Annotated in this window: 15 protein-coding genes; 3 read left to right on the forward strand and 12 right to left on the reverse strand. The window is 68.2% G+C overall.

What is annotated here, in order from left to right; translation table 11 throughout:
- Positions 1 to 47: 47 nt before the first annotated feature.
- The 7 genes from ACN9M6_RS08080 to ACN9M6_RS08110 all read right to left on the reverse strand — a co-directional run bounded on the left by ACN9M6_RS08080 (position 48) and on the right by ACN9M6_RS08110 (position 12,687).
- On the reverse strand, positions 48 to 1,391 hold the full coding sequence (locus tag ACN9M6_RS08080; RefSeq protein ID WP_419162417.1) for a choice-of-anchor B family protein: 1,344 nt from the start codon (positions 1,389 to 1,391) through the stop codon (positions 48 to 50).
- A 19-nt stretch (positions 1,392 to 1,410) separates the two neighbouring features.
- Positions 1,411 to 2,559, reverse strand: coding sequence for a 6-bladed beta-propeller (locus ACN9M6_RS08085; protein ID WP_419162418.1), 1,149 nt, complete (start codon positions 2,557 to 2,559; stop codon positions 1,411 to 1,413).
- On the reverse strand, positions 2,556 to 4,514 hold the full coding sequence (locus ACN9M6_RS08090) for an ankyrin repeat domain-containing protein (RefSeq protein ID WP_419162419.1): 1,959 nt from the start codon (positions 4,512 to 4,514) through the stop codon (positions 2,556 to 2,558). Before ACN9M6_RS08090 ends, ACN9M6_RS08085 begins: the two co-directional genes overlap by 4 nt.
- A complete protein-coding gene (locus ACN9M6_RS08095; protein WP_419162420.1) occupies positions 4,511 to 5,938 on the reverse strand; it encodes a DUF1552 domain-containing protein in 1,428 nt (475 codons plus the stop codon). Before ACN9M6_RS08095 ends, ACN9M6_RS08090 begins: the two co-directional genes overlap by 4 nt.
- On the reverse strand, positions 5,935 to 8,412 hold the full coding sequence (locus tag ACN9M6_RS08100) for a DUF1592 domain-containing protein (RefSeq protein ID WP_419162421.1): 2,478 nt from the start codon (positions 8,410 to 8,412) through the stop codon (positions 5,935 to 5,937). Before ACN9M6_RS08100 ends, ACN9M6_RS08095 begins: the two co-directional genes overlap by 4 nt.
- Before the next feature lie 129 nt (positions 8,413 to 8,541).
- Complete coding sequence (locus ACN9M6_RS08105; protein WP_419162422.1) at positions 8,542 to 11,433, reverse strand: leucine-rich repeat domain-containing protein; 2,892 nt, start codon at positions 11,431 to 11,433, stop codon at positions 8,542 to 8,544.
- 3 nt (positions 11,434 to 11,436) lie between these two features.
- Positions 11,437 to 12,687 (reverse strand): PQQ-dependent sugar dehydrogenase, encoded by a 1,251-nt coding sequence (locus ACN9M6_RS08110; RefSeq protein ID WP_419162423.1) that lies wholly within the window; start codon positions 12,685 to 12,687, stop codon positions 11,437 to 11,439.
- 85 nt (positions 12,688 to 12,772) lie between these two features.
- Between ACN9M6_RS08110 and ACN9M6_RS08115 the strand changes: the two genes are divergently transcribed.
- Both ACN9M6_RS08115 and ACN9M6_RS08120 read left to right on the forward strand, forming a co-directional pair.
- A complete protein-coding gene (locus ACN9M6_RS08115) occupies positions 12,773 to 14,083 on the forward strand; it encodes an amidohydrolase family protein (protein ID WP_419162424.1) in 1,311 nt (436 codons plus the stop codon).
- Positions 14,080 to 14,679 carry a GNAT family N-acetyltransferase gene (locus tag ACN9M6_RS08120; RefSeq protein WP_419162425.1) on the forward strand — a complete coding sequence of 200 codons (600 nt, stop codon included), beginning with the start codon at positions 14,080 to 14,082 and terminating at the stop codon, positions 14,677 to 14,679. Before ACN9M6_RS08115 ends, ACN9M6_RS08120 begins: the two co-directional genes overlap by 4 nt.
- 21 nt (positions 14,680 to 14,700) lie before the next feature.
- On the opposite strand, the gene ACN9M6_RS08125 is transcribed toward ACN9M6_RS08120, so the two are convergent.
- The 5 genes from ACN9M6_RS08125 to ACN9M6_RS08145 all read right to left on the reverse strand — a co-directional run bounded on the left by ACN9M6_RS08125 (position 14,701) and on the right by ACN9M6_RS08145 (position 19,250).
- Positions 14,701 to 15,309 carry a DUF2911 domain-containing protein gene (locus tag ACN9M6_RS08125; RefSeq protein WP_419162426.1) on the reverse strand — a complete coding sequence of 203 codons (609 nt, stop codon included), beginning with the start codon at positions 15,307 to 15,309 and terminating at the stop codon, positions 14,701 to 14,703.
- Positions 15,310 to 15,340: 31 nt separating this feature from the next.
- Positions 15,341 to 16,390 (reverse strand): carboxypeptidase regulatory-like domain-containing protein, encoded by a 1,050-nt coding sequence (locus ACN9M6_RS08130; RefSeq protein ID WP_419162427.1) that lies wholly within the window; start codon positions 16,388 to 16,390, stop codon positions 15,341 to 15,343.
- 68 nt (positions 16,391 to 16,458) lie between these two features.
- Positions 16,459 to 17,772, reverse strand: coding sequence for a Na+/H+ antiporter NhaC family protein (locus tag ACN9M6_RS08135; RefSeq protein WP_419162428.1), 1,314 nt, complete (start codon positions 17,770 to 17,772; stop codon positions 16,459 to 16,461).
- 90 nt (positions 17,773 to 17,862) lie between these two features.
- The gene (locus ACN9M6_RS08140; RefSeq protein WP_419162429.1) at positions 17,863 to 18,693 is read right to left on the reverse strand and encodes an MOSC domain-containing protein; all 831 of its coding nucleotides are present in this window, start codon (positions 18,691 to 18,693) and stop codon (positions 17,863 to 17,865) included.
- Positions 18,690 to 19,250 carry a hypothetical protein gene (locus ACN9M6_RS08145; protein WP_419162430.1) on the reverse strand — a complete coding sequence of 187 codons (561 nt, stop codon included), beginning with the start codon at positions 19,248 to 19,250 and terminating at the stop codon, positions 18,690 to 18,692. Before ACN9M6_RS08145 ends, ACN9M6_RS08140 begins: the two co-directional genes overlap by 4 nt.
- A gap of 389 nt (positions 19,251 to 19,639) precedes the next feature.
- On the opposite strand from ACN9M6_RS08145, the gene ACN9M6_RS08150 reads away from it, so the two are divergent.
- On the forward strand, positions 19,640 to 19,990 hold the full coding sequence (locus ACN9M6_RS08150) for a hypothetical protein (RefSeq protein ID WP_419162431.1): 351 nt from the start codon (positions 19,640 to 19,642) through the stop codon (positions 19,988 to 19,990).
- Positions 19,991 to 20,100: the final 110 nt, after the last annotated feature.

A 20,100-nucleotide genomic window follows, 5' to 3' on the forward strand; every position in this document is an offset into this window, starting at 1 on the left:
GGAAGGGAGGCAGGACTGAGCCGGACTCGGAGGGGTCGGTCCTGAGGCTACTTCTGCAGGCGCAGGACGAAGAGGCCTTCGTTCCAGCTCGTGGCGACGAAGAGTCCGCTCTCGAAGTAGGGGTAGTTCGACCAGGAGCCCGAGAAAGTCACGTTGTTGTGGCTGGGCACGGTGTCAAAATATCCAGCTTCGACGGGGTGTTCGGGGTCCGAGATGTCGACGATCCGCACTCCGAACGCGTAATTGGAGTGGTAGATCAGGTCGCCGTGAACGTACAGGTTGTGGTCGACCGCGCCGCTGGGCCCCATGTGCTCGGCCGCCAGGATCGGATCGTCGAGATCTGCGAGATCCCACACCAGCATTCGCGTGTGCGTAGCCTGACCGTAAATCTCGTCCAGTTCATCGTTCTGATAGAAGTACCGGTGATCTTCGCTGAGCCACCCCTGATGGACGTAACCATGGTCCGCGTACCTAGCGATCGACAGAGTCTCCGGATTCTCCTTCTCCGTTACGTCCGACACGACGACGGCGTCCGCGTTCGATCCGATGCAGATCTCGCGCCCCGAGTGTTCCGCGTCGGGACCCCGATACACGACGCACTGAACATCGTGCGTGTAGCCTTGCTTGGGGCCATGCCCGGTGCCTTCCACAGCGTGACAACCCGCGAAGCTCGGATTCATGGGGTCCGAGAGGTCGATCATGTGCAGCCCGCGCCCGCAGGTGTCGCCACCCGAGTTGCTGCCTACGGCGTAGGCAAAGCCGGTTTCTTCGTTGATCGCAAGATTGTGGACCGCGCTCAACCGTCCGTAGTGCGCGTCGGCCTGCAACTCGGTGAACTCCGTCAGGCCGCGGAGCCGCGTGAGGTCGAGGATCTGCATCCCGTGGCCGTTGATGCCGTCGGCGACGACGTACACCTGGTCCGCGTACACCTTTATGTCGCGCCACACAGCCGTCCCGGTATGCGAGGAGAGGTACGCGATCGGCTGCGGTTCGACTGGGTTCGAAAGATCTACGATGGAGAGTCCGTCATGGCGACCGACCAGCGCGTACTCCACCCCCGTCTGCGGGTCGGTCCACCCCCAAATGTCGTTCGTTGCCCAGAAGTTACTCGGCCCGGCGGGCGTTAGCCCCGGGCTCAAGTCACGCACAGACACCTGCGCCACGAGATCGACGCGATCGCAGGGGAAACCGTCGGCCGAACCGCCCTCGCATGGGACGATCTGCGCTGCAACGGGTGGGGGCGGAGGCGGCGGGGGCGCAGGGGCAGGTGGGGCGACCGGATCCGGGGTGACCGGGCCGGTGGCGTCTTCCTCGCATGCGCCGAGGGCCACACTCACCAGGAGCACCGGAATGGCGCGCCGGAGGGGCACGGAGGCACAACTGCGGATCATCTGACGGTACTCCTGCGCTTCAGTTGGCGAGCAGCAACCGCCGGCCCAGGAGTCTCTCCGGGTCGGCGCCCGGCTGCGGCGTGAACTTGTTGATCCAGCCACCGCTGTACGAGGCAATGTACAGGTTGCCGTCCTCGTCCATGTCGAGCTGGTGCGGCAGAGACAGGCCGCCGGGCCAGGTCCCGCGGCCGATGGCGCCGGCCTGCCCGTAGGCGCCCCAATAGTCCTGCAGGACGCCATCCCGGTCGTACTTGAGCGCGCGATTCAGGGTCGCGTCCAGGACCCACACCGCCCCCTTCGCATCCAGCCAGATATTGACGGGATCAAAGATGTTCGGCCATTCCTCGATGAATTCGCCCTCGTGCGTGAACAGCTGCAGGCGCTCGTTCTGGCGGTCCGCGACGTAGACGCGGTCCTCATCCACCGCGAGACCGTGCAGGAGATCGAATTCGCCCGGGCCGGTACCGAGCGCGCCCCACTGCATGATGAACTCGCCGTCCTCCGAGTACTTGATGATCCTTGAGTTCCAGTACCCGTCGGCCAGGAGGAAGCTCCCATCCGGCAGGAACGCCAGCTTCGACGGCCAGCCGTACGTGTAGGGCCCCCAATCGGATCTTGCGCGCGCCGCCTCGCGGGTCTTGGGATGGTCCCGCTCGCCGAGCCGCATGACGATCTCGCTGCCGTCGTTCGTGAACTTGACGACCTGCATGTGCCCTTCCCCGCCGCCGCTGTCGATCACCCACACGTGCCGGTCGGGATCGTAGGGGTTGATGTACACCTGGTGCGGGAGCGTGAAGATCGAGTCCCACTGGGCCCACTGTTCGACGATTTCGCCGTCTCCGTTCGCGACGACGATGAAGTTCGTGCGGCGCAGTTGCCCGTTGCGGGGAACCGAACGGTCGGCGGGCCAGTCGCCGCGCGTGACGACGATGATCCGGTCTGCGTGGTCCACCGCGACGCCGGCCACCTGTCCCCAGCCCCACTCGTCGGCGTGGTCGGGCGCCGGCTTCCACCAGCCCTCTACGGGGTCGTAGGCGCCGGTGCGGTCGTCGCCGCCCTTCACGACTGCCCCGTTCGCCGGGTTGGCGGCCCGGCCCTCGCCGCCGCACGCCCACGCGACGGCCGTAGCTGCGATCGCGACCCGGAGGGTCCCCGGACGAGTCTTCATCGGTTCCCCCCGGTTCCGGTCTTGCTGTCTTCGCTCGTCGCGCGAGGCGCCCAGGGATCATCGACGCCGGCACCGGGACATGAGTCTCCCGTGTCGAGGAAGTGGGTGTGCAGACACTCGAGCGTGGACCCGAGGCTCGTCAGAAGTTCGACCGTTTCGGGATACGGGACGCGGGTGAAGAACCCCGCCCGGCCGCCGCGCGCCATGTCCGCCGTGGACTGTCCGAGGCGAGTGATGGCCGTGACATCCCCACCCCGAGATACCAGGTACTCGACGAGTTCGTTGTCGCCCCGCGACGCCGCGTAGTGCATCGGTGTGTAGAGCCACGAATCGCGCTGGTTCACGTCGGCGCCCAGCTCCTCGATCAGGTACTTCACCGCGGGGATGAACTGGTTGGGACGGTTCCGGACGCTGAACGCGCCCAGACCCAGATACCCTCCGCCCGCCGCAGCGTGCACGGGCGAGGCGTTGGGTGCGCCCTCGGGGATCCAGGGCAGCGCGGAATCTTCCTGCTGCCGCCCGTCCTGCTGCCGCCGCTCACGCATCCCGACCTCGGGCCAGCGCGTGGGTATGTGGGGGTCCGCCCCGTGCGCGACGAGCAGCTTCATGGCATCGAGGTCCTGCGCGAAGGCGGCCCGCCAGAACGGCGTCGCCCCGGTGAGGTCGATCCCCATCTTGGTGAGACCGTACTCCCAGTACCACAGGTGCGTGTTCAGCCTGGGGTTGGGATCGGCGCCCGCCTCGAGCAGCGCGCGCAGCACGTCCATGTGCCCGGCCTGCTGGAGGTCCTGGGCGCGCGGCTGCGGGTAGTTGGACTTGGGTGCCCATTGGGTCTGCAGCACGGCGAACAGAGGCGTGGCGCCGTCGGTCGAAGCGGCAGGATCGGGGTCGGCACCGCGCTCGATCAGAACGAGAGCGAGATCGAACTGGCCGTTGAGCGTGGCCATGAGGAGCGGGCTCGTCGCGTCCGCGCTCGCCTGGTCTATGTCCGCGCCGCCGTCGAGCAGCGCCGTGGCCGCTTCGATGTGTCCCTCGCGGGCGGCGTGGAGGAGCGCGGTCAGGCCCCCGGTCTTGCCGACGAGAACCTCGCGGTACGGAGGACGTACGACTTCGGGGCCGCCCGGGTAGTCGGGCCCGACACGCGCAAGCGAGTGCGCGCTGACGGCGCCGACGTCGAAGCCGGAACGGAGGAACTCGCGCTGCGCGCGTATGGCCGCCTGGACGCGGGCCGGGCCGGGCTCGCCCGGCCACTCGGCTTCGGGGTCCACCTCGGGCCCGTACGGTCCGATCGTCTCGGCGGGCGCGCCGATCCAGTCGCGGAAGCGGCGGTTGGCTTCCCGGTCCAGCGCCAGACTGGGCAGGACGTCCACCACCGCGGTCGCCAGGCCGGAGTCGGCACCACCCTCGAGCAGTGCGGCCGCGGACGCCGCCCGGTTCGCTGCGGCCGCGAACATCAGGGGCGTCTGACCCGCCGACGCCTCGCGGACGTCCGGGTCCGCGCCGTGGTCCAGAAGCGCTGTCACGGCGCCCGTGCCTTCCACGGCGGCGGCGGCGAGGTGCAGCGCGGTCACGCCGCTGTTCGTCGTCGCGGCGTTCGGATCGGCTCCGGCTCCGAGCAGGAGCGCGACGACCTCGCCATGTCCGCCTCGCCCGGCCAGGTGCAGCGGCGTATAGCGGCCGATGCGCGTTCCGGCTTCCACCGCCGCGCCCGCGTCGATCAGCACCCGGACCACGCCCGCGTGTCCCCGTTCGGCGGCCAGGTGCAGCGCGGTGATGCCGTCCCCCCGTGCCGCACTCACGTCCGCACCTTCGCGCGCGAGCGCACGCACGACCTCTGCCTCCCCACCCTGGGCGGCATCGAGCAGCCGATGGCCCGCGACGGGCGACCCTTCCTGCGCGACAACCCCCGCGGGGAGGGCCGTCGTGAGCAGGAGCGCCAGTGCGGCGGGCCTCATGACGCGCCGCTCCGGCCCGACGCCGCCTCGCCCGTGAAGTCCAGTGAGAAAGCACCGTCGCTGTCCCCGAAGGAGGCCATTCCCGGGTGCCCGATCTTCCGCATGAGGCTGACGAAGGCGTTCGCCATCGGGGTCCCGTCGGGAGCCCGCAGATGGAGTCCGCCCTCCAGCGCGCCGTTCGCCCCTCCCAGGAGCAGCAGAGGCGCACGCCGGTGGTTGTGGAGGTTGCCGTCGGCCATGGGAGAGCCCCATACGATCGCCGTCTTGTCGAGCAGCGAGGCGTCGCCTTCCACGGTGTCGCGCATCTTCCGGAGGAAGTAGGCGAGCTGGCCCAGCCGATAGGTGTTGATCCGGTTGAAGTCCATGATGTCGTCGGGGACGTTGCCGTGGTGCGAGGCCCCGTGGACGGACTTCGTCGTTCCGCTCCCCGGGAACGCCCGGTTGGACTGGTCGAATCCGGTCTTGAAGGTGATCACGCGCGTCAGGTCGGTCTGCAGCGCGAGCAGCTGCAGGTCGAACATGAGCTGCGTGTGTTCCTCGAAGGAATCCGGGACTCCGGACGGGGCCTCGGGCATCTCCCGCTCTTCTCCGCTCGTGTTCCGCGCTTCGACGAGCTGGATGCGGCGTTCGATCTCCCGGATATGCTCGACGTACTCGTCCAGCGCGACGCGGTCCGCCGCGCCCAGCGTCCTCCTGAGCCGAGCGACCTCGGTCGCGATCCAGTCGATCATGCTGCGGTCCGTGCGACGCCGCGCCGCTCGATCTTCCGCAGTGTCCCCGGCCCCGAACAGCCTCTCGAACACGACGCGGGGCTCCCGGATCGCCGGCAGCGGCTGGTTCGGGGAAGCCCAGGCGAGCGAAGTCGTGTACGCACAATGGTAGTTGTACGCGCAGCCCCCGCCCCGATCGATGCCCTCGATACAGAGTTCAAGCGACGGGAGCACCGTTTCCTGCCCGAATCGCTGTGCGTGGAGCTGGTCGAGCGAGGTCCCGAGGAAGAGGTCGGACCCCTGCGTCTGCTTCGGGTGCGCCTGCGTCAGGAACACCGCCGTCGACCGGTCGTGATCCCCCCCGATCTCTTCCGCGCGCCAGGCCTCGGCCGACCGGCAGTCCGTGTTGCTGATGATCGTCATGTACTCGCGGAACGCCTCCAGCGGTTTCAGCTGGCTGTCCGCGACCAGCTCGAAGTCGCGCCCGGTGCTCGCCGGCGCGAAGAGGTGACGGGCATCGCCCCAATCGCTGGAACCCGCCGCTCCCATCGACTCCTCGACGCAGACGAACCGCGTGAAGCCGGTCGCCTTCATTGGGTCGGCCCACAGCCGCCCGGCCGGAATCATCGCGTCGAGGAGGGGCAGGGCGACGCTCGCGCCGGCCCCCCGCAGGAAGGTGCGGCGCGAGAGGTGTGTGCCGCTGATGAAGTTCATGATCCGGCTCCTCCCGTCCTTCCACTCTCACCCTCGTGGCGTGCACCCGCCTGCTCGTCCACGACGGGCGCGGGGCGCGCCATCCGGAAGGCGTCGCTGTTCACGACCCCGAGGATGAAGGAGGACATCCGGTAGTCGTTCGCTTCCGCTTCATGTGTAATGGTCCGGATTCCGGGCTGGTCGAAGTACTCCGCGCGCCGCCCGATCGCATACGCGAGGAGGTGCGCCGTGAAGTTCCGGACCAGCGGGATCGGCCGCTTCATGAGCACGTCGACGAGTTCCGCGGGCGTGCTCACATCGGTCCCGTCGTAGAAGGTACCGCGGGTGTCGAGCGGGACGCCGTTCTCCCGGATCCGCACTCGTCCCGTCACATCGTAGTTGTCGAGCGCGAGTCCGATCGGGTCCATGAACCTGTGACAGGAGCGACACGTCGGATTGGCGCGGTGGATTTCCAGTCGTTCTCGGGTCGTGAGCAGCCGCCCCCCCTGTGCCGATTCCGTCTCATCGAACGCGGGGATATTGGGCGGCGGCGGGGGCGGCGGGGTGCCCATGAGCACCTCCATCACCCACTTGCCGCGCAGGACCGGCGAGGTCCGCGCCGACATGGACGTCAGGAGCAGCACGCTCCCGTGACCCAGGACGCCGCGCCGGCTGTCGTCCGGATAGGGAACGCGCCGGAACTCGGGCCCCGAAACGCCCGGGATCCCGTAGTGAACCGCGAGCCGTTCGTTGAGGAAGGTGTAGTCCGCCGTGAACAGTTCCAGCAGGCTTCGGTCCTCGCGCACGAGCCGGTCGAAGAGGAGTTGTGTCTCCCGCACCAGGTCCTCGCGCAGCTGGCCCGTGAAATCCGGGTACAGGTAAGGCTCGGGCTGGTTGTCTTCCGCATCCTGCAGCCGCAGCCACTGCGAGGCGAAGCGGACGGAGAGCGCCTCCGCGCGCGAGTCCGACAGCATCCGCCTCACCTGAGATTCCAGAACCGCCGGGTCCGAGAGCCGCCCTTCCGCGGCGATGCCCCGCAACTCGTCATCCGGGACCGTCGCCCAGAGGAAGAAGGAGAGGCGCGAGGCAAGATCGAGATCGTCGATCGCGTAGCTCTCGCCGGCGACCGTCTCTTCCGGCGCCCGCTCGAGACGGAAGATGAAGGACGGGCCGGCGAGGATCGCCTGGAGCGCGGTGCGGACCCCGGCCTCGAACCCGTCTTCCGCCACCGCCTGATCGTAGAACGACATCGGACCCGCCAGGTCCTGTTCCGTGACCGGACGCCGGTACGCTTCGCGCGCGAGCCGCGAGACGATTCCCCTCGCGCAGGCGCGCGCTTCCGAGGGGATCTCCGCCGCTGGCCGCGCGGGATGGCATTGGAAGAGCTTGCGGCGGCTCGCCGTCTCGGAGACGCCCGCCCCGCGACGCGGCCCGGTGATCATCAGATCGCTCAGATGGGGCAGCGCCGTGATCCCGTAGTTCGCCCACGCCTGCGAATCCTCGCCCCCGACGAACGACCAGCCCGGGGTCTTGAGGCGGTCTTCGTACGGTCCCTCGATGGTCCGCACGAACGCCGCGGCGATCTGCCTCTGGCCCGCTCGCACGAAGATCGGCTCCGTCCGGATCGGGAAGGTCGAGCGGGCGCCGTGCTCGAGGCCGAGGAGCGCGACGCCCTCGCCGTCGATCGAGATGTCGACATCCTGGAATCCCGTCCCCTGGCCGAAGAGCGTCTCGATCGTGAACACGTACTCCCCGTCCACCGGAAAATCGTGAGTCACCACCATCCCGCCGCGCGTCCCGTATGGAGTGCCCTCGAGGTGATCCCAGGCATGCTGAGAGACGTCGATCGGATTCGTGTACTTGGCGGAACGGGACCGGGCGTCCGGGTTCCCGACGGCGAGCCGGCTCACCTCGGTGGCTGCCCGCAGGTAGGCTTCGAGCAGGGTGGTCGAAAGCCCCTGGGCGTCGGACATGTTGTCGAAGGCGCCCAGGTAGGTGTCCGCCGGGAGCCAGCGGCTCGCGTCGATCTCGAGGTCGAGGAGGTCGCGGATCACGCGCTCGTACTCGGCCCGGTTCAGCCGCTGGAAGCGCCGCGAGCCGGGGTTCCGGTCCAACGCGGCGTCGCGGTCGACCACCATCTCCAGTGTCTCGACGAGGGCGAGCAGCGTGTCCGGCGACGGCCGGCGCTGGCCGGGCGGCGGCATCATCCCGGCCCGCAGCTTCCGGATCATCTTCTCCGCAGTCGGCGCCCGTTCGTGCGCCGCATCGACGTCGAACGTCTCCAGGATGAGGTTCCCGCGCAGCAGCCGGTCATTGTGGCAGCGGGCGCAGTAGCGCTGGACCACAGCGGTCAGATCCGCCGTGTCGGCGAGGGCAGCCACGTCGTGCTCCGGGAGGGGTGCCGCGGGTCCCGGACCGGGCGCACGGTCCCCCGCGGGCTGCCCCATGAGGGCGAACCACAACCACAGAACCGCACTCGCACCCAATGTCTTCACACGCCCGTCCTTCAACGCCGACGGATCACAGTGCCTCGCAACCGTTGAACCTAGGAAACGCGATCTCCACGGGCCACGGCGGTACCGACACCGTAGCGCGTCGTGGAGTTCGCTACGGGCGAGATCCGCCTAGCGCCTCCACTGTTCCGCCGCCGGGAGACCTCGGGAGATAAGGACCTCGAGGTCGGCAACGTCGGGGAGAATGGACGCGATGGAGGCCGGATCCGCTGCGGCTCCGGCAAGCGCTGCGAGGCCACCATTGAGGCTCGTGAGGTCGCGCAGGATCCCGCGTACACGACGGGTCTGTGGATCGCGGAGGAGAGCTGCCGGGGGACCACTCGCATCGCTCAGCGTCGCCGTCCCTCCGGGCCCGACCAGTACGATCGCTGCCAGTCGGTCCGCCCACATCGGCGACGCGGGAAGCGCGAGCGCGAATCCCGACTCCCCATCGCCGTCCGCCATTTCCTGCATATCGAAGTGGAGCGAGAACAACTCCTCTTCCTCGGCGGTCGTTCCGAGAATCACGTAGGGACCCGTGGATCGAGGAAGCGTCGGGGGAGCGTCGACCACGAACGCGGGCTCAAGGAACGGTACACCGTCGGAGTCGGCGCCGCCCCATAGCAGGATAGTCGGCGCGGCGTTGGTCGACGCGGCCTCCGTTCCGTCTTCCGCATGAAGGCGGTGACCGAACGCTTTGCTGAAGCTGAAATCGCCGATCCAGCGTGGCCGGCAGTAGGACATCAAGTCCGGCGTGTCGGGAGCGACGAGTGAACTGTCGGAGCTGTCGAAACCCCACGCGGCAGTCGTGCCATCGCTCGTCGGGAAGGCGGGATCAGGACTGGGGGCGAAACCGCAGGGGGCATGCCGGAGGCTCATGTTGTGTCCGAGTTCATGCGCGACGGTGGTGGAGTCGAGCGCCGCGATGGAGCTCCAGCCGGAGAGAAGCGCCCGACCCCCTATGTCAAGCCTTTGCACCAGATCGCCGGGCAGCCCGCCCATGTAGTAGCCCGCCCCGCCCTCCAGCACGCGAATCGCCTCGATCTCCCGGAGTAACTGAACACTCGTCTCCGCCCGGCTGAATACGAAGTCCTTTATGACCAGCGTGAAGTCGGCAACGGGCAACCACTCCCGGGCAGATCGGAACAGCCGATCGTCTTGCGTCAGATTCCGTACACGACGTATGAACTCGGCGTCCGTTCCGAAGACCGGCAAGTATGTGAGTTGCAGCGGGGGCACAACTCTTACATCGAGTACCTGCCGACCGGTTTCCGGGATCCGCCTCGTAATCCGGTTGCCGAGGCCGAGCGTTTCGTCCGGGTCGACCTGCACAACGAGTTCCAGGCCGGGTTGAAGGACTTCGGCCGGGATCGCGACGTCTGCTGACGCTTCGAGTCTACCTTCCTCGACCCGGGACGGAACCGTCCCCGGGGCTCCCGGAATGTCGACTCTGTGCACCTCCGCGGCCCCCAGATAGAACCGCGCGCGCACCGGCGGAAACGGCACCGATTCCCCATCCGGAGCGGTAAGGAACACCCGAAGGAGGGCCGATCGATCCGCCACCAGGGGGACCGGAAACTCGAGCGATTGCACTGCCTGGGTGAGGTAGACGGGCGACGCGTCGCGCTCGCAGCGAGCGACGCGCTGATCCTGCAGAGTCCAGAGCCAGACCCGGAAGTCGGGATCCGGGGGGGCACACAGGGACGTGCCGCCGGCATGCAGCGTCGTGAGGTGTCCGAGATCCTTGAGACCTGTTGGAAGAAAACCCGACAGGCGAGTGTTCGCGTTCACGTACAGTTCCCTCAGCGCGACGAGACTGGACAGTTCCGCCGGGACCGGGCCGGACAGGTAGTTCTGCGCGAGAGAGAGGTGTTCGAGGAGCGTCAGGTTGCCCAGACTGGCCGGGATGGGGCCCGTGAGATCGTTGTCCTCCAGCCACAATTCAGTGAGCGCTCCGAGGTTTCCGAGTTCGGAGGGGATCGAGCCCGCCAGGTCGTTGGACCACAGCCCCAGGATCTGGAGTTCCGAGAGCTTGCCGATCTCCGGAGGGATCGATCCAGTCAGATCGTTACGGTTGGCATAAAACTCCGTGAGCCTGGAGAGGTTGCCGATCTCGGGTGGGATGGGGCCCGTCAGGTCGTTGTGCCCCAGGTACAGGATCCGGAGCTCGGAGAGTTCGCCGAGTTCCGGCGGGATCGGGCCCGACAGGTTGTTACTCCACAGCGACAGCGTGTCGAGTCCGGACAGCCGGCCCAGTCCCGGAGGGATTGAGTCTCTCAGAACGTTGTGCTCGAGCCTCAGCCGCTTGAGCGCCGCGAGGTTTCCGAGTTCGGAGGGGATCGAGCCCGAGAGGTGGTTGGACCACAGCCCCAGGGCGCGGAGTTCCGACAGCCTGCCGATCTCCGGCCGAATCGGACCCAACAGCATGTTGTCGTTTAGGTACAACTCGGTGAGCCTGGTCAGGCTGCCGATTCCGGCCGGGATCTGGCCCTGGAGACCATTCTCGGCGAGCACGAGCTTGCTTACGCGGCCATCGGCGTCGACGTCGACCCCATACCAGTCGGCGAGCGGTGCGTCGCTGAGCCAGTTGCTCCCGTTCTTCCAACCTGTACCGTTCGTCGCCTCGTACAGGCCGACCAGTACCTCTCGGTCAGCTAGTCGGTCGTTTACGGTCACGGCCGCCATCGCTGTAAGGGCGTCGACTGTCGCCGTGATCGTGGCTCTTCCCCACTGGACGGCCGTGACGAGCCCCGTCTCGTCGACCGTCGCCGTAGAGGGATCACTCGACCGCCAGGTGGCCGTGGTGCCGACCATGGCTTGGTCGTACTGGTCGCGCGCCGTCGCGGTGAATTGGAGGGTATCGCCTTGTCTCAACACGGCGATGGGCGGGGAGACCGTGATCGATGTCGGTACGGGGGGCGGCGGTAGTTGAGGAGGTGGAGGCTGCGTGGGGTCGGCGTCGCCGCACCCCAGGAGAGGCAGGACGAAGAGAGCGCGGGCGCGAAACCTGCCGACGTGTCTCATCCGCTACCGTCGGCCGACGGGCACCAGTCTCACGATGCCGGTCGGCGGGCCGTCCACATCCCGCGTCTCTCCATCGATGGCCAGGTAAATGAACCCGTCCGGACCCTGCCGTACGTCGCGGATGCGGCCGATACCCTGTAGCAGCGTCTCCTCGTGCGTTACTTCGCGTCCTTCCATCCGCAGCCGCGCGAGACGCCGCCCGCTCAGCCCGCCGACGATCATGTCCCCGCGCCACTCGGGGAAGGCCTCGCCGGTGTAGAAGAGCATCCCGGAGACGCCGATCGACGGGACCCAGATGTAGTCCGGCGGTTCCATGCCCTCCATGAGGGTTCCGGAGTGGATGCGCGCGCCGGTCCGGTAGTTCACGCCGTAGCCCACGACGGGCCAGCCGTAGTTGAGGCCGGGCTCGATCAGGTTCAGTTCGTCCCCGCCCTGCGGGCCGTGTTCATTCTGCCACAGCTCGCCCGTCTCCGGATGGACCGCCATCCCCTGCGCGTTCCGGTGGCCCCACGTCCAGATCTCGGGGTGGATCCCGTCGCGGCCCACGAACGGGTTGTCCTCCGGGATCCGACCATCGTCGTGGATGCGGATCGTGCTTCCGTTGTGATTGGAGAGATCCTGCGCCGGGTGCGCCTCCAGGTCGCCGGCCGAAGGCCATTGCCGGTCGCCCAGCGTCATGAACAGGTAGTCGCCATGGTCGAAGACGAGCCGCCCGCCCCACATCGAGCTTCGATCCGTCCCGTTTCCGAACGCGTCCGCGTGGAACAGTTCCTCGACATCGGTCAGACGGTCGTTCTCGAACCGGCCCCGGGCGATGGCGATCGTGCCCAGCGAATCCGGACCCGGTCTCACGTAGCTCAGGTAGAGCAGCCGGTTCGTCGCAAAGTCCGGGTGAAGGATCGCGTCGCGCAGCCCGGCCTGCTCGAAGCCGCTCATGGAGCGCGCGCCGCGGCCCAGCGCCCGGATCGGAGGCAGGCCCTCCACGGAATCGGGCAGGAGGAAGCCATCGCGGATGATGCGGAGCCGGCCCGGCCGCTCGGTGACGAGCAGGTCGCCCTCCGGCGTGAAGACCATCGAGAACGGGCGCACGAGGCCGTCCGCCACCTCCTCGACCCGGAAATCGTGGAGCGCCGTCTGGATGTCGCCGCCGGCTGCCCCTCCCGCGTCGCCCGCGGCACACCCCGCGAATGGCAGAAGCAGTAGCAGGAAAGAGGTGCGTTCGAAGCTTTGCAGGGTGCGGGGGATATGGGTCATCGCAGGCTCGGTCTCGTCCGTGTACACGCAAGTAATCGGGCTCCTATACTAATGGCGTCCCAGCAGAGCCTGACAGGAGGTTGAAATGCGTCGAACCACGAGATCCCCATCGGTCACCCTCGCCCGCCTTGCGCTCTTCCTTCCGGCCGCCGGGCTGCTGGCGGGCTGCGCGTCGGACAGCGGCGGAGATGGCGGCGGCGCGGTCGTGTACGAGGGTGCCCGCGTGATCGCGGGCGACGGCTCGGTCATCGAATCCGCCGTGTTCGTCGTCGAAGACGGGCAGTTCGCGGCCGTCGGAGCAAGCGGCGAAGTCGAGGTGCCGGACGAGGCCGAGCGGGTGGATCTCGCCGGGAAGACCGTCATGCCGGCGATCGTGAACGCGCATATCCACCTCGCCTCCGAGCGTGATGAACGAACCGCGCAGCTCCGGCACATGGCCTACTACGGGGCCGGGGCCGTCGTGAGCCTCGGCACGGAGAGCGGGAACGCCGGGCTGGAGATGCGTGACGAACTCGTGCCGGACGCCGCCCGTTCGAAGACGGCCGGCCGCGGCATCACGATGCCGGAGCCCGGCCGCTCCGATGTCCCCTACTGGATCGAGACGGAGGAAGAGGCGCGCACCGCGGTTCGGGAGTTGGCCGAGCGGCAGGTCGACATCGTCAAGATCTGGGTGGACGACCGCGGGGGGCAGTACGAGAGACTCTCCCCGGAACTCTACGGCGCGATCATCGACGAGGCGCACCAGCACGGGCTCATGGTGACGGCCCACGTCTTCTACCTGGAAGACGCCAAGGGGCTGCTCGAGGCGGGGATCGATGTCTTCGCCCACGGTGTGCGCGACCTCGACGCCGACGACGAACTGATGGCACTCTGGGCCGAGCGTCCGGAGGTAGTCCTCGTCCCCAACCTCCCGGGTCCCGGAGTCGCGCTCGACCTGAGCTGGCTGAACGGCACCGTACCCGCCGAGCAGCTCGCCGAGATGCAGGCGGCGTCCGCCGACAATCCCGCCGCGCAGGAGTCGTTCGGCATTCAGGCACGCAACCTGGCCCGCTTCGCCGCGGCCGGCGTGAACATCGCCTTCGGCACGGACGGCAACGCGGCCTGGGCGCCTCACCAGGAGATGGAGGACATGGTCCGATCCGGCATGACGGCCGGAGACGTGATCGTGGCCGCGACGAAGACCTCCGCCGACCTGATGAACTGGAACGAACTCGGCCAAATCGCGGCGGGCAAGAGCGCCGACTTCATCGTTCTCGGGGCGAACCCGCTGGAGGACATCACGAACACGCGGCAGATCGACGCCGTCTACCTGCGGGGGACAATGGTCGATCGGGAGGGGATCAGCGCCCGCATGCTCGGCGCGGAACCGAGTGCGGGCCCGGAAACCGGTCGATGATCGAACTTCAACCCGTGACGCTCGAGGGCCGCGGTGTCCGCCTGGAGCCGCTGGGTCCCGAGCACGCCGACGCCCTCGCCGAGGCGGCGAAGGACGGTGAGTTGTGGAACCTCTTCTTCACCTTCGTCCCCGCGCCGGACGAGGTGACGGACTACATCGAGACCGCCCTCGAGGGCCAGGCCGCAGGCCACATGCTGCCGTGGGCGGTCCGGCTCCTGGAGACGAGCGCCGTGATCGGATCCACGCGCTACCACGACATCCTGCCGCACGTGGACCGGGTCGAGATCGGCTACACCTGGTACGGCGCGAGCCACCAGCGGACGCACGTCAACACCGCCTGCAAGCTCCTCCTCATGACCCACGCGTTCGAGACGGTGGGTTGCGGAGTGGTGGGACTCCGCACGGACGGCATGAACCTGCGCTCCCAGCGGGCCATCGAAGCGCTGGGCGCGCAGAAGGACGGCGTCCTCCGCAACCACTCGCTACGCCGCGACGGGAGCGTGCGCGACGACGTGATGTACTCCGTGCTCCTCCACGAATGGCCCGCCATCAGGCAGCACCTCGAAACCCGCCTCTGGCGCCACCACGGCGGCTGACGGTGGCGCCGGGCGTTCGGCTTACATGCCGAGCGGGATGTCGACCTGGGTGTTTTCCCACGAGAGACGGAGCGCGCCGTCCACATGCTCGAACGTCATCATCTCGACCATCTCCGCGGTGGCCGAGGGCATCGCACTGAAGCTGCCGATCTCGGCGCTTCGGACGTCGGCGTCGATCGGGATCCCCCAGCGCTCGAAGTTCGAGTTCAGGTGAAACTCCCAACCGGCCTCGCCGGGCGTCGCATATAGCGAGTAGCTGCCGGCCGCGAGCGCGACCCCGCCGACCGTGGCGTCCGCCGACAGGTGGAGCGTCGTCGGCTCGTTCGCCCCGACTCGCCAGACCTCGCCGAACGGGACGAGGCCGCCCATGATCTCGCGCTCGCGAGCCGATGGCGCCCCGTAGCACAGCAGGGCCTCTCCACCGCCGGCCGAGAACCGAAGCTCCTGGAGCGGGCTCTGCCGTCCCTCGACATCCCCCATCACGACACAACTCAGTTCGGCAGACGCCATTTCGGCCGCGGCCATTTCGGCCCCGGCTTCGCCCGTCTCCGCCATCTCGCCCTCACCGGATCCTCCGCCGCACCCCGCGACGAAGAAGACGGCCAGGTACCACGCATTGCTTCTCTTCATCTCTTCTCCTCCCAGGTCTCTCTGCCGAGACCTATTTTGTCCACACAACGATGATCCCACACCGTGATGCGGGGAACTCCGCCGGACCCGACGCCAGTCCCTTGTATACCTCGATGCCTGCGATCTCAACCGGTTTCACGAATTCGTCCAGCGCAGCCCCCCTCGCCGGCATGCCGTCCACATAGAAACTCAGCGGACAGGCGTCGGGCGTGAACCCAGACGACAGCCTCGTGTTTACCAGGCGGCACGTGGTACGCCGGAGGCCGCACTCGAGTCGGATGCCCGACTCGTCGGCGATCATGTGCGAGATCAGCACCGGTCGCCGACGATCGACGTCATCCGCCGTGTAGAAGGTGCCCGTGCCGGCGAGTTCACCCCAGTACCTGCGCTCGTAGAATCCCTTGACCTCCAGCCGGCGCGACCTCATGGCCGTCGCCACGAGCGGTTCCATCTTCACCGGGTCCGGGACCAGACCGATCTCCACCTCCGTGGTAAGGCCACGTGAGATCCCGACCATATGAGAAAGCGGAGCGTAACCGAGGTGCCGCACGGCCAGCTCCTGCATTCCGACCGGAACACCGCTGAGGACGAACCGCCCCCGGCGGTTGGTCTCGGCCACCTCCATACGACCGGGGACGGACACCGCCGCCGCGACCACCGGATCATCCGTCAGGGCGTCCCGCACCTCGCCGATCAGCCGCCCGGTCCTTACCGGCCCCGAGCGCAGCGTGAGTTCTACTTCGTGGGAGGCCCCGGCGACCAGGACGACCACCGCCTCCTCGCTGGACGTGTCCCCGAACTCGGCCCACAGCGTTGCCTGTCTCGCGTCCCGCGGAGCACAGAGAACCAGACGCCCACCGGTTCCGACATCCTCGCGCACCGGCCTTCTTACCCGCTCGGTGTCGGTCCACCGCACGATCACGGTCGCGTTCGGAACCGGAACCGCCCCGGACTCGTCGAGGACCACCGCCCCCAGGACCGCACGGTCGTCACAGTCCGGGTCCTGGGCCGCGAGATCCCCGGCGCCAGCTCCAAATCCGAGCAGCGCAGCGAGGACGGCGCGAGGCCCTCGCCCGGTCATGTTGGCAGGTTCGACATCCAGAGCGCCTCCTTTCTCCCCTCCCAAGATCAAGGAGCCGCGACGAGGGATCAAGCGAGAAGGAGGAAACCTCCGGCGGCCAGCGCCGCCGCGAAGAGGGCATAGGGGAGTTGCGTGAGCGCGTGCTCGACGACACCGCAGCCGGCGCCCCTCGCGGCCAGGACGGTCGAGTCGCCGTAGAAGCAGGCGTGGCTCCCGAACGCGCTTGCGGAGATGAGCGCCCCGATCACGAGCGGCATCTCCGCCCCCACCGAGTCCGCGAGCGGCAGCACGATGGGGATCGCCACCGCGAAGATTCCCCAGAAGGAGGCCGTCGCGAAGGCGACGAACGACATGGTGAGGAAGGTGATCGCCGGGAGCAGCCGCGGTGTCATCAGCGGTTCCACCGTCTCGATGAGATAGGCGGTGAGGCCGAGCCCGTCGTTCACCTCCTTGAGGAGGAAACCACCGAACACCGTGGCCAGCGGCACGATCATCGTGAGGACCCCTGCCATGGCCGTGTCGAGTGCCGCGCGCACGCGCAGGAGCCGCGTCCCCACCACCATGGCGAGCGTGAGGCCGAGAGCCACGACGACACCCTTCAGGATGTCGAGGTCGAGCAGCCAGGTGGCGGCCACGAGCGTCACGATCGGGACGATGAAATGCCACAGGCGCGCGCGTTCGGCGGCGGCCGGGTCGGTATCCTCCTCGAGCGCCGCCTCCTCGAGGCCCGGGGGGACGACCTGGCCCGTCTCCCGGGCGCGGCGCTCGGCTTTCCGCATCGGTCCGATCGCCGGGACGAGGCCGATCCCGACCAGCACCGCCAGGGCGACGGCGATCCACGCGTACAGCATGTACGGGATCGCATCGGCGTATAGGGCGAGACCGCGGCCGGGCTCCGCCCATCCGGTGTCCTCGAGCAGGCCGGCGAAGAAAGCGGCCCACGTCGAGATGGGGACGAGGATGCACACCGGTGCCGCGGTCGAGTCCACGACGTAGGCGAGCATCTCACGCGAGACGCGGTAGCGGTCGGTGAAGCGTTTCACGGAGGAACTGACGGCGAGCACGTTCAGGTAGTCGTCGATGAACACGACGAGTCCCAGTAGCCACGTCACGGCGAGCGACCCGCTGCGAGTCCGAATGCGCGCGGAAGCGGCATCGCCGAACCTGGCTGCCGCGCCCACGCGGACGAGAAGCGTGATGAGGCTGCCGAACAGCGCGCAGACGAGGATGATCCAGCCCACCGTCTCGTTCTGCATGACGGCGACCATGCCGTCCGTGAACGCCGTGAGCGGGTCGCGGGGCGCCAGGATCACGAACCCGACGAGCGCGCCCGCGATGAGCGATTCGACCGGTCGGCGCGTCGCTATGGCGGCGGCCAGCACGACCGCGGTCGGGATCAGGCTTACGGCGCCGAAATGCTCCAGCAGGGACTCCCTTCTCCGGAGGCGAGATCTCGCGCCCCCAGCGGCGGTTCAGCCGAGACGCACTTCGTCGCCGACCCTGGCCGTGCCCGCCCCGGCCACCTCGCACTTGACGCCGACGTTCCCGTCGTTGTGGTCGAAGGCGGCGCGCAGGACCCGCGGATCCTTCGGCAGTTCCCCCTGCGGGAGCGTGACCATGACGCAGCGCAGGCAGGGCCTGGTCACCCGCATGCGGGCGTCGCCGATGCGCAGCGTCTGGCCCACCCAGCCGTTCTCGACGAACCCCCGCGCGCCGGCCGTCGGCTCGATGACGATGTTGGGACGGAACCGGTCCGGGTGGAAATCGCTCCCGGGCACGAGGCCGCGCAGGTGATCCAGGCTCGCGGTCGTCAGGAGGTGCAGGCTCGAGCTGTCGAAGAACTCCCCGGACGGCAGTTCCCACGACGTGACCTCGTCGCGGTACGTCCGTCCGTCCTGGACCAGCCCGTCCATGTCGGGCCAGTGGTACTCGCACGTCGCCCCCTCTGGCGACTCCGTCGCGAACACGACTTCACGGCCCAGCAGCGCGCTCAGGCGAGCGTCCAGACGGCTGCGGTCCGCGCTCGATACGCTTTCGCCGTCTTCGAAGCGGACGGAAATCGGCCCCTCCCCGTTCTCCCCCGCGAAGCTCGCCGAGAGACCGAACACGCTGCCCCACGTCCGCGGTCGCTTCGCGCTGACGACACGCCCGGTTTCGCGGTCGATCAGCGCCCCGGTCCTGTCTCCCTCCACGCCTCGGGGCGTAATCCGGACCGCCTCGAGGGACTCTCCCCCCATCGACTTCACGGGATAGCGGTGAAGACTCACGACGCGACCGACCACCTCTCCGTGCGCCGCGTTCACAGGAGCAGCGACGCGAGGTAGGCGACGCCGGTCCCGCCGAGCAGCACGAGCCCCACCCAGGTCAGGACCACCATGCCGCGCCCCGGCCGATGCTCCGTCGGCACGGCCGAAGAGGTCACCGCGCGCAGGTTGAAGTACCCGAGGACGGGTGCGGTGAGGAAGGCCACGATCGTCGCGAAGTCCACCATCGCGGTCAGACTGCCGGAGAAGCCGAGGATGATGAAGAAGGCGATGACAGGCAGCGCGACCATGCTCCACCAGTAGACGGGGCCCACCCGGGTGACGGTCTCCGCCGCGACGCGCCCGCGCAGGTTCGCGAACGTGCGCTCGATGGCCCGGGGAAAACCGTCCGTCACGGCGAGGAGGCTCGAGAAAATCGTCGCCATCGCCGCCACCAGAACGATCGGACGAGACCACGAGCCGAGCGTCGTGCTGTACATGTCGACGAGTTGCGTCGAGAAGACGGCGCCGGCGCCGCTCAGCGTCACATCCGCCTGGTAGAGGACCGTGGCCCCGACCGACACGAAGATCGAGGGCGAGGATACCGGTCCCGACAAACCCGATCAGGAAGTCACGTTTCGCGTCCGCGACCGAGGTTCGCGCACCCGTCGACTTGTCCTTGGCCAGCGTCCACAGGCTGCTCCACACCGCCACATCCACGGGCGACGGCATCCACCCGATGAGGGCGAGGAGGAAGGCGAAGGGCACAACCGTTCCCACGACGCCACCGGGCCAGAGGGCGAGCGTCGAAAGGTCGGCTCGCGGGGCCGCGACGAGCGCGGTCGCCACGGTCGAGAGGACCAGCATCGCGAGCAGGATCTTGATCGTGATGTCGAGGCCCCGGAAGCGCCCCACGGCGAGCACCGCCGCGCAGGCGCCCATCAGCACCGCCGCGGTCGCGGCCAGCGGCCACTCCACGCCGAAGGCGTAGCGCGTGAGGTAGGCCATGAACATCGCCAGCGCGGCGAGCGAGATGATCGCGGTGACGAGAGTGATGGCCAGAAACAGCCATAGCGCCCAGCGGCCGATGTCGCGGTATCCCTCGACCAGACTCCGTCGGGTGGCGGCCGCGTACCGCGCCCCGTACTCGAAGAAGGGATACTTGAGGATGAGCGCGAAGACGATCACGCCGACGAAGGCGAACCCCGCCTCCGCCCCCGCGCGCGTGGACTGCACGAGATGGGAAACGCCGACGGAGGTCGCGGCCCAGATGAGGCCGGGGCCGAAGCTCTTCCAGAAGCTGGAGCGGGTGCGCGCGGTGGGTTCGCTCAATGGGTCTTCTCCGGCCGGACCGTGAGTCGCGGGGCGAGGGTCAGTGGAATCTGAGGATGAACCCTCGCCGCCCCATGGTGCAACGCCGTGCGGATCGTGCAATAGTGAGTCGCCGCCCGTTCGTTTCTCGAACCC

Source organism: Candidatus Palauibacter sp., from assembly GCF_965197445.1.
In the GTDB taxonomy this organism is placed as follows: Bacteria; Gemmatimonadota; Gemmatimonadetes; order Palauibacterales; family Palauibacteraceae; genus Palauibacter.

Coding starts and splice junctions, on each gene's coding strand:
- ACN9M6_RS08080 (WP_419162417.1), bottom strand. CDS start 1,391: ATGATCCGCAGTTGTGCCTCCGTGCCCCTCCGGCGCGCCATTCCGGTG.
- ACN9M6_RS08085 (WP_419162418.1), bottom strand. CDS start 2,559: ATGAAGACTCGTCCGGGGACCCTCCGGGTCGCGATCGCAGCTACGGCC.
- ACN9M6_RS08090 (WP_419162419.1), bottom strand. CDS start 4,514: ATGAGGCCCGCCGCACTGGCGCTCCTGCTCACGACGGCCCTCCCCGCG.
- ACN9M6_RS08095 (WP_419162420.1), bottom strand. CDS start 5,938: ATGAACTTCATCAGCGGCACACACCTCTCGCGCCGCACCTTCCTGCGG.
- ACN9M6_RS08105 (WP_419162422.1), bottom strand. CDS start 11,433: ATGAGACACGTCGGCAGGTTTCGCGCCCGCGCTCTCTTCGTCCTGCCT.
- ACN9M6_RS08110 (WP_419162423.1), bottom strand. CDS start 12,687: ATGACCCATATCCCCCGCACCCTGCAAAGCTTCGAACGCACCTCTTTC.
- ACN9M6_RS08115 (WP_419162424.1), top strand. CDS start 12,773: ATGCGTCGAACCACGAGATCCCCATCGGTCACCCTCGCCCGCCTTGCG.
- ACN9M6_RS08120 (WP_419162425.1), top strand. CDS start 14,080: ATGATCGAACTTCAACCCGTGACGCTCGAGGGCCGCGGTGTCCGCCTG.
- ACN9M6_RS08125 (WP_419162426.1), bottom strand. CDS start 15,309: ATGAAGAGAAGCAATGCGTGGTACCTGGCCGTCTTCTTCGTCGCGGGG.
- ACN9M6_RS08130 (WP_419162427.1), bottom strand. CDS start 16,390: ATGACCGGGCGAGGGCCTCGCGCCGTCCTCGCTGCGCTGCTCGGATTT.
- ACN9M6_RS08150 (WP_419162431.1), top strand. CDS start 19,640: ATGAACATCGCCAGCGCGGCGAGCGAGATGATCGCGGTGACGAGAGTG.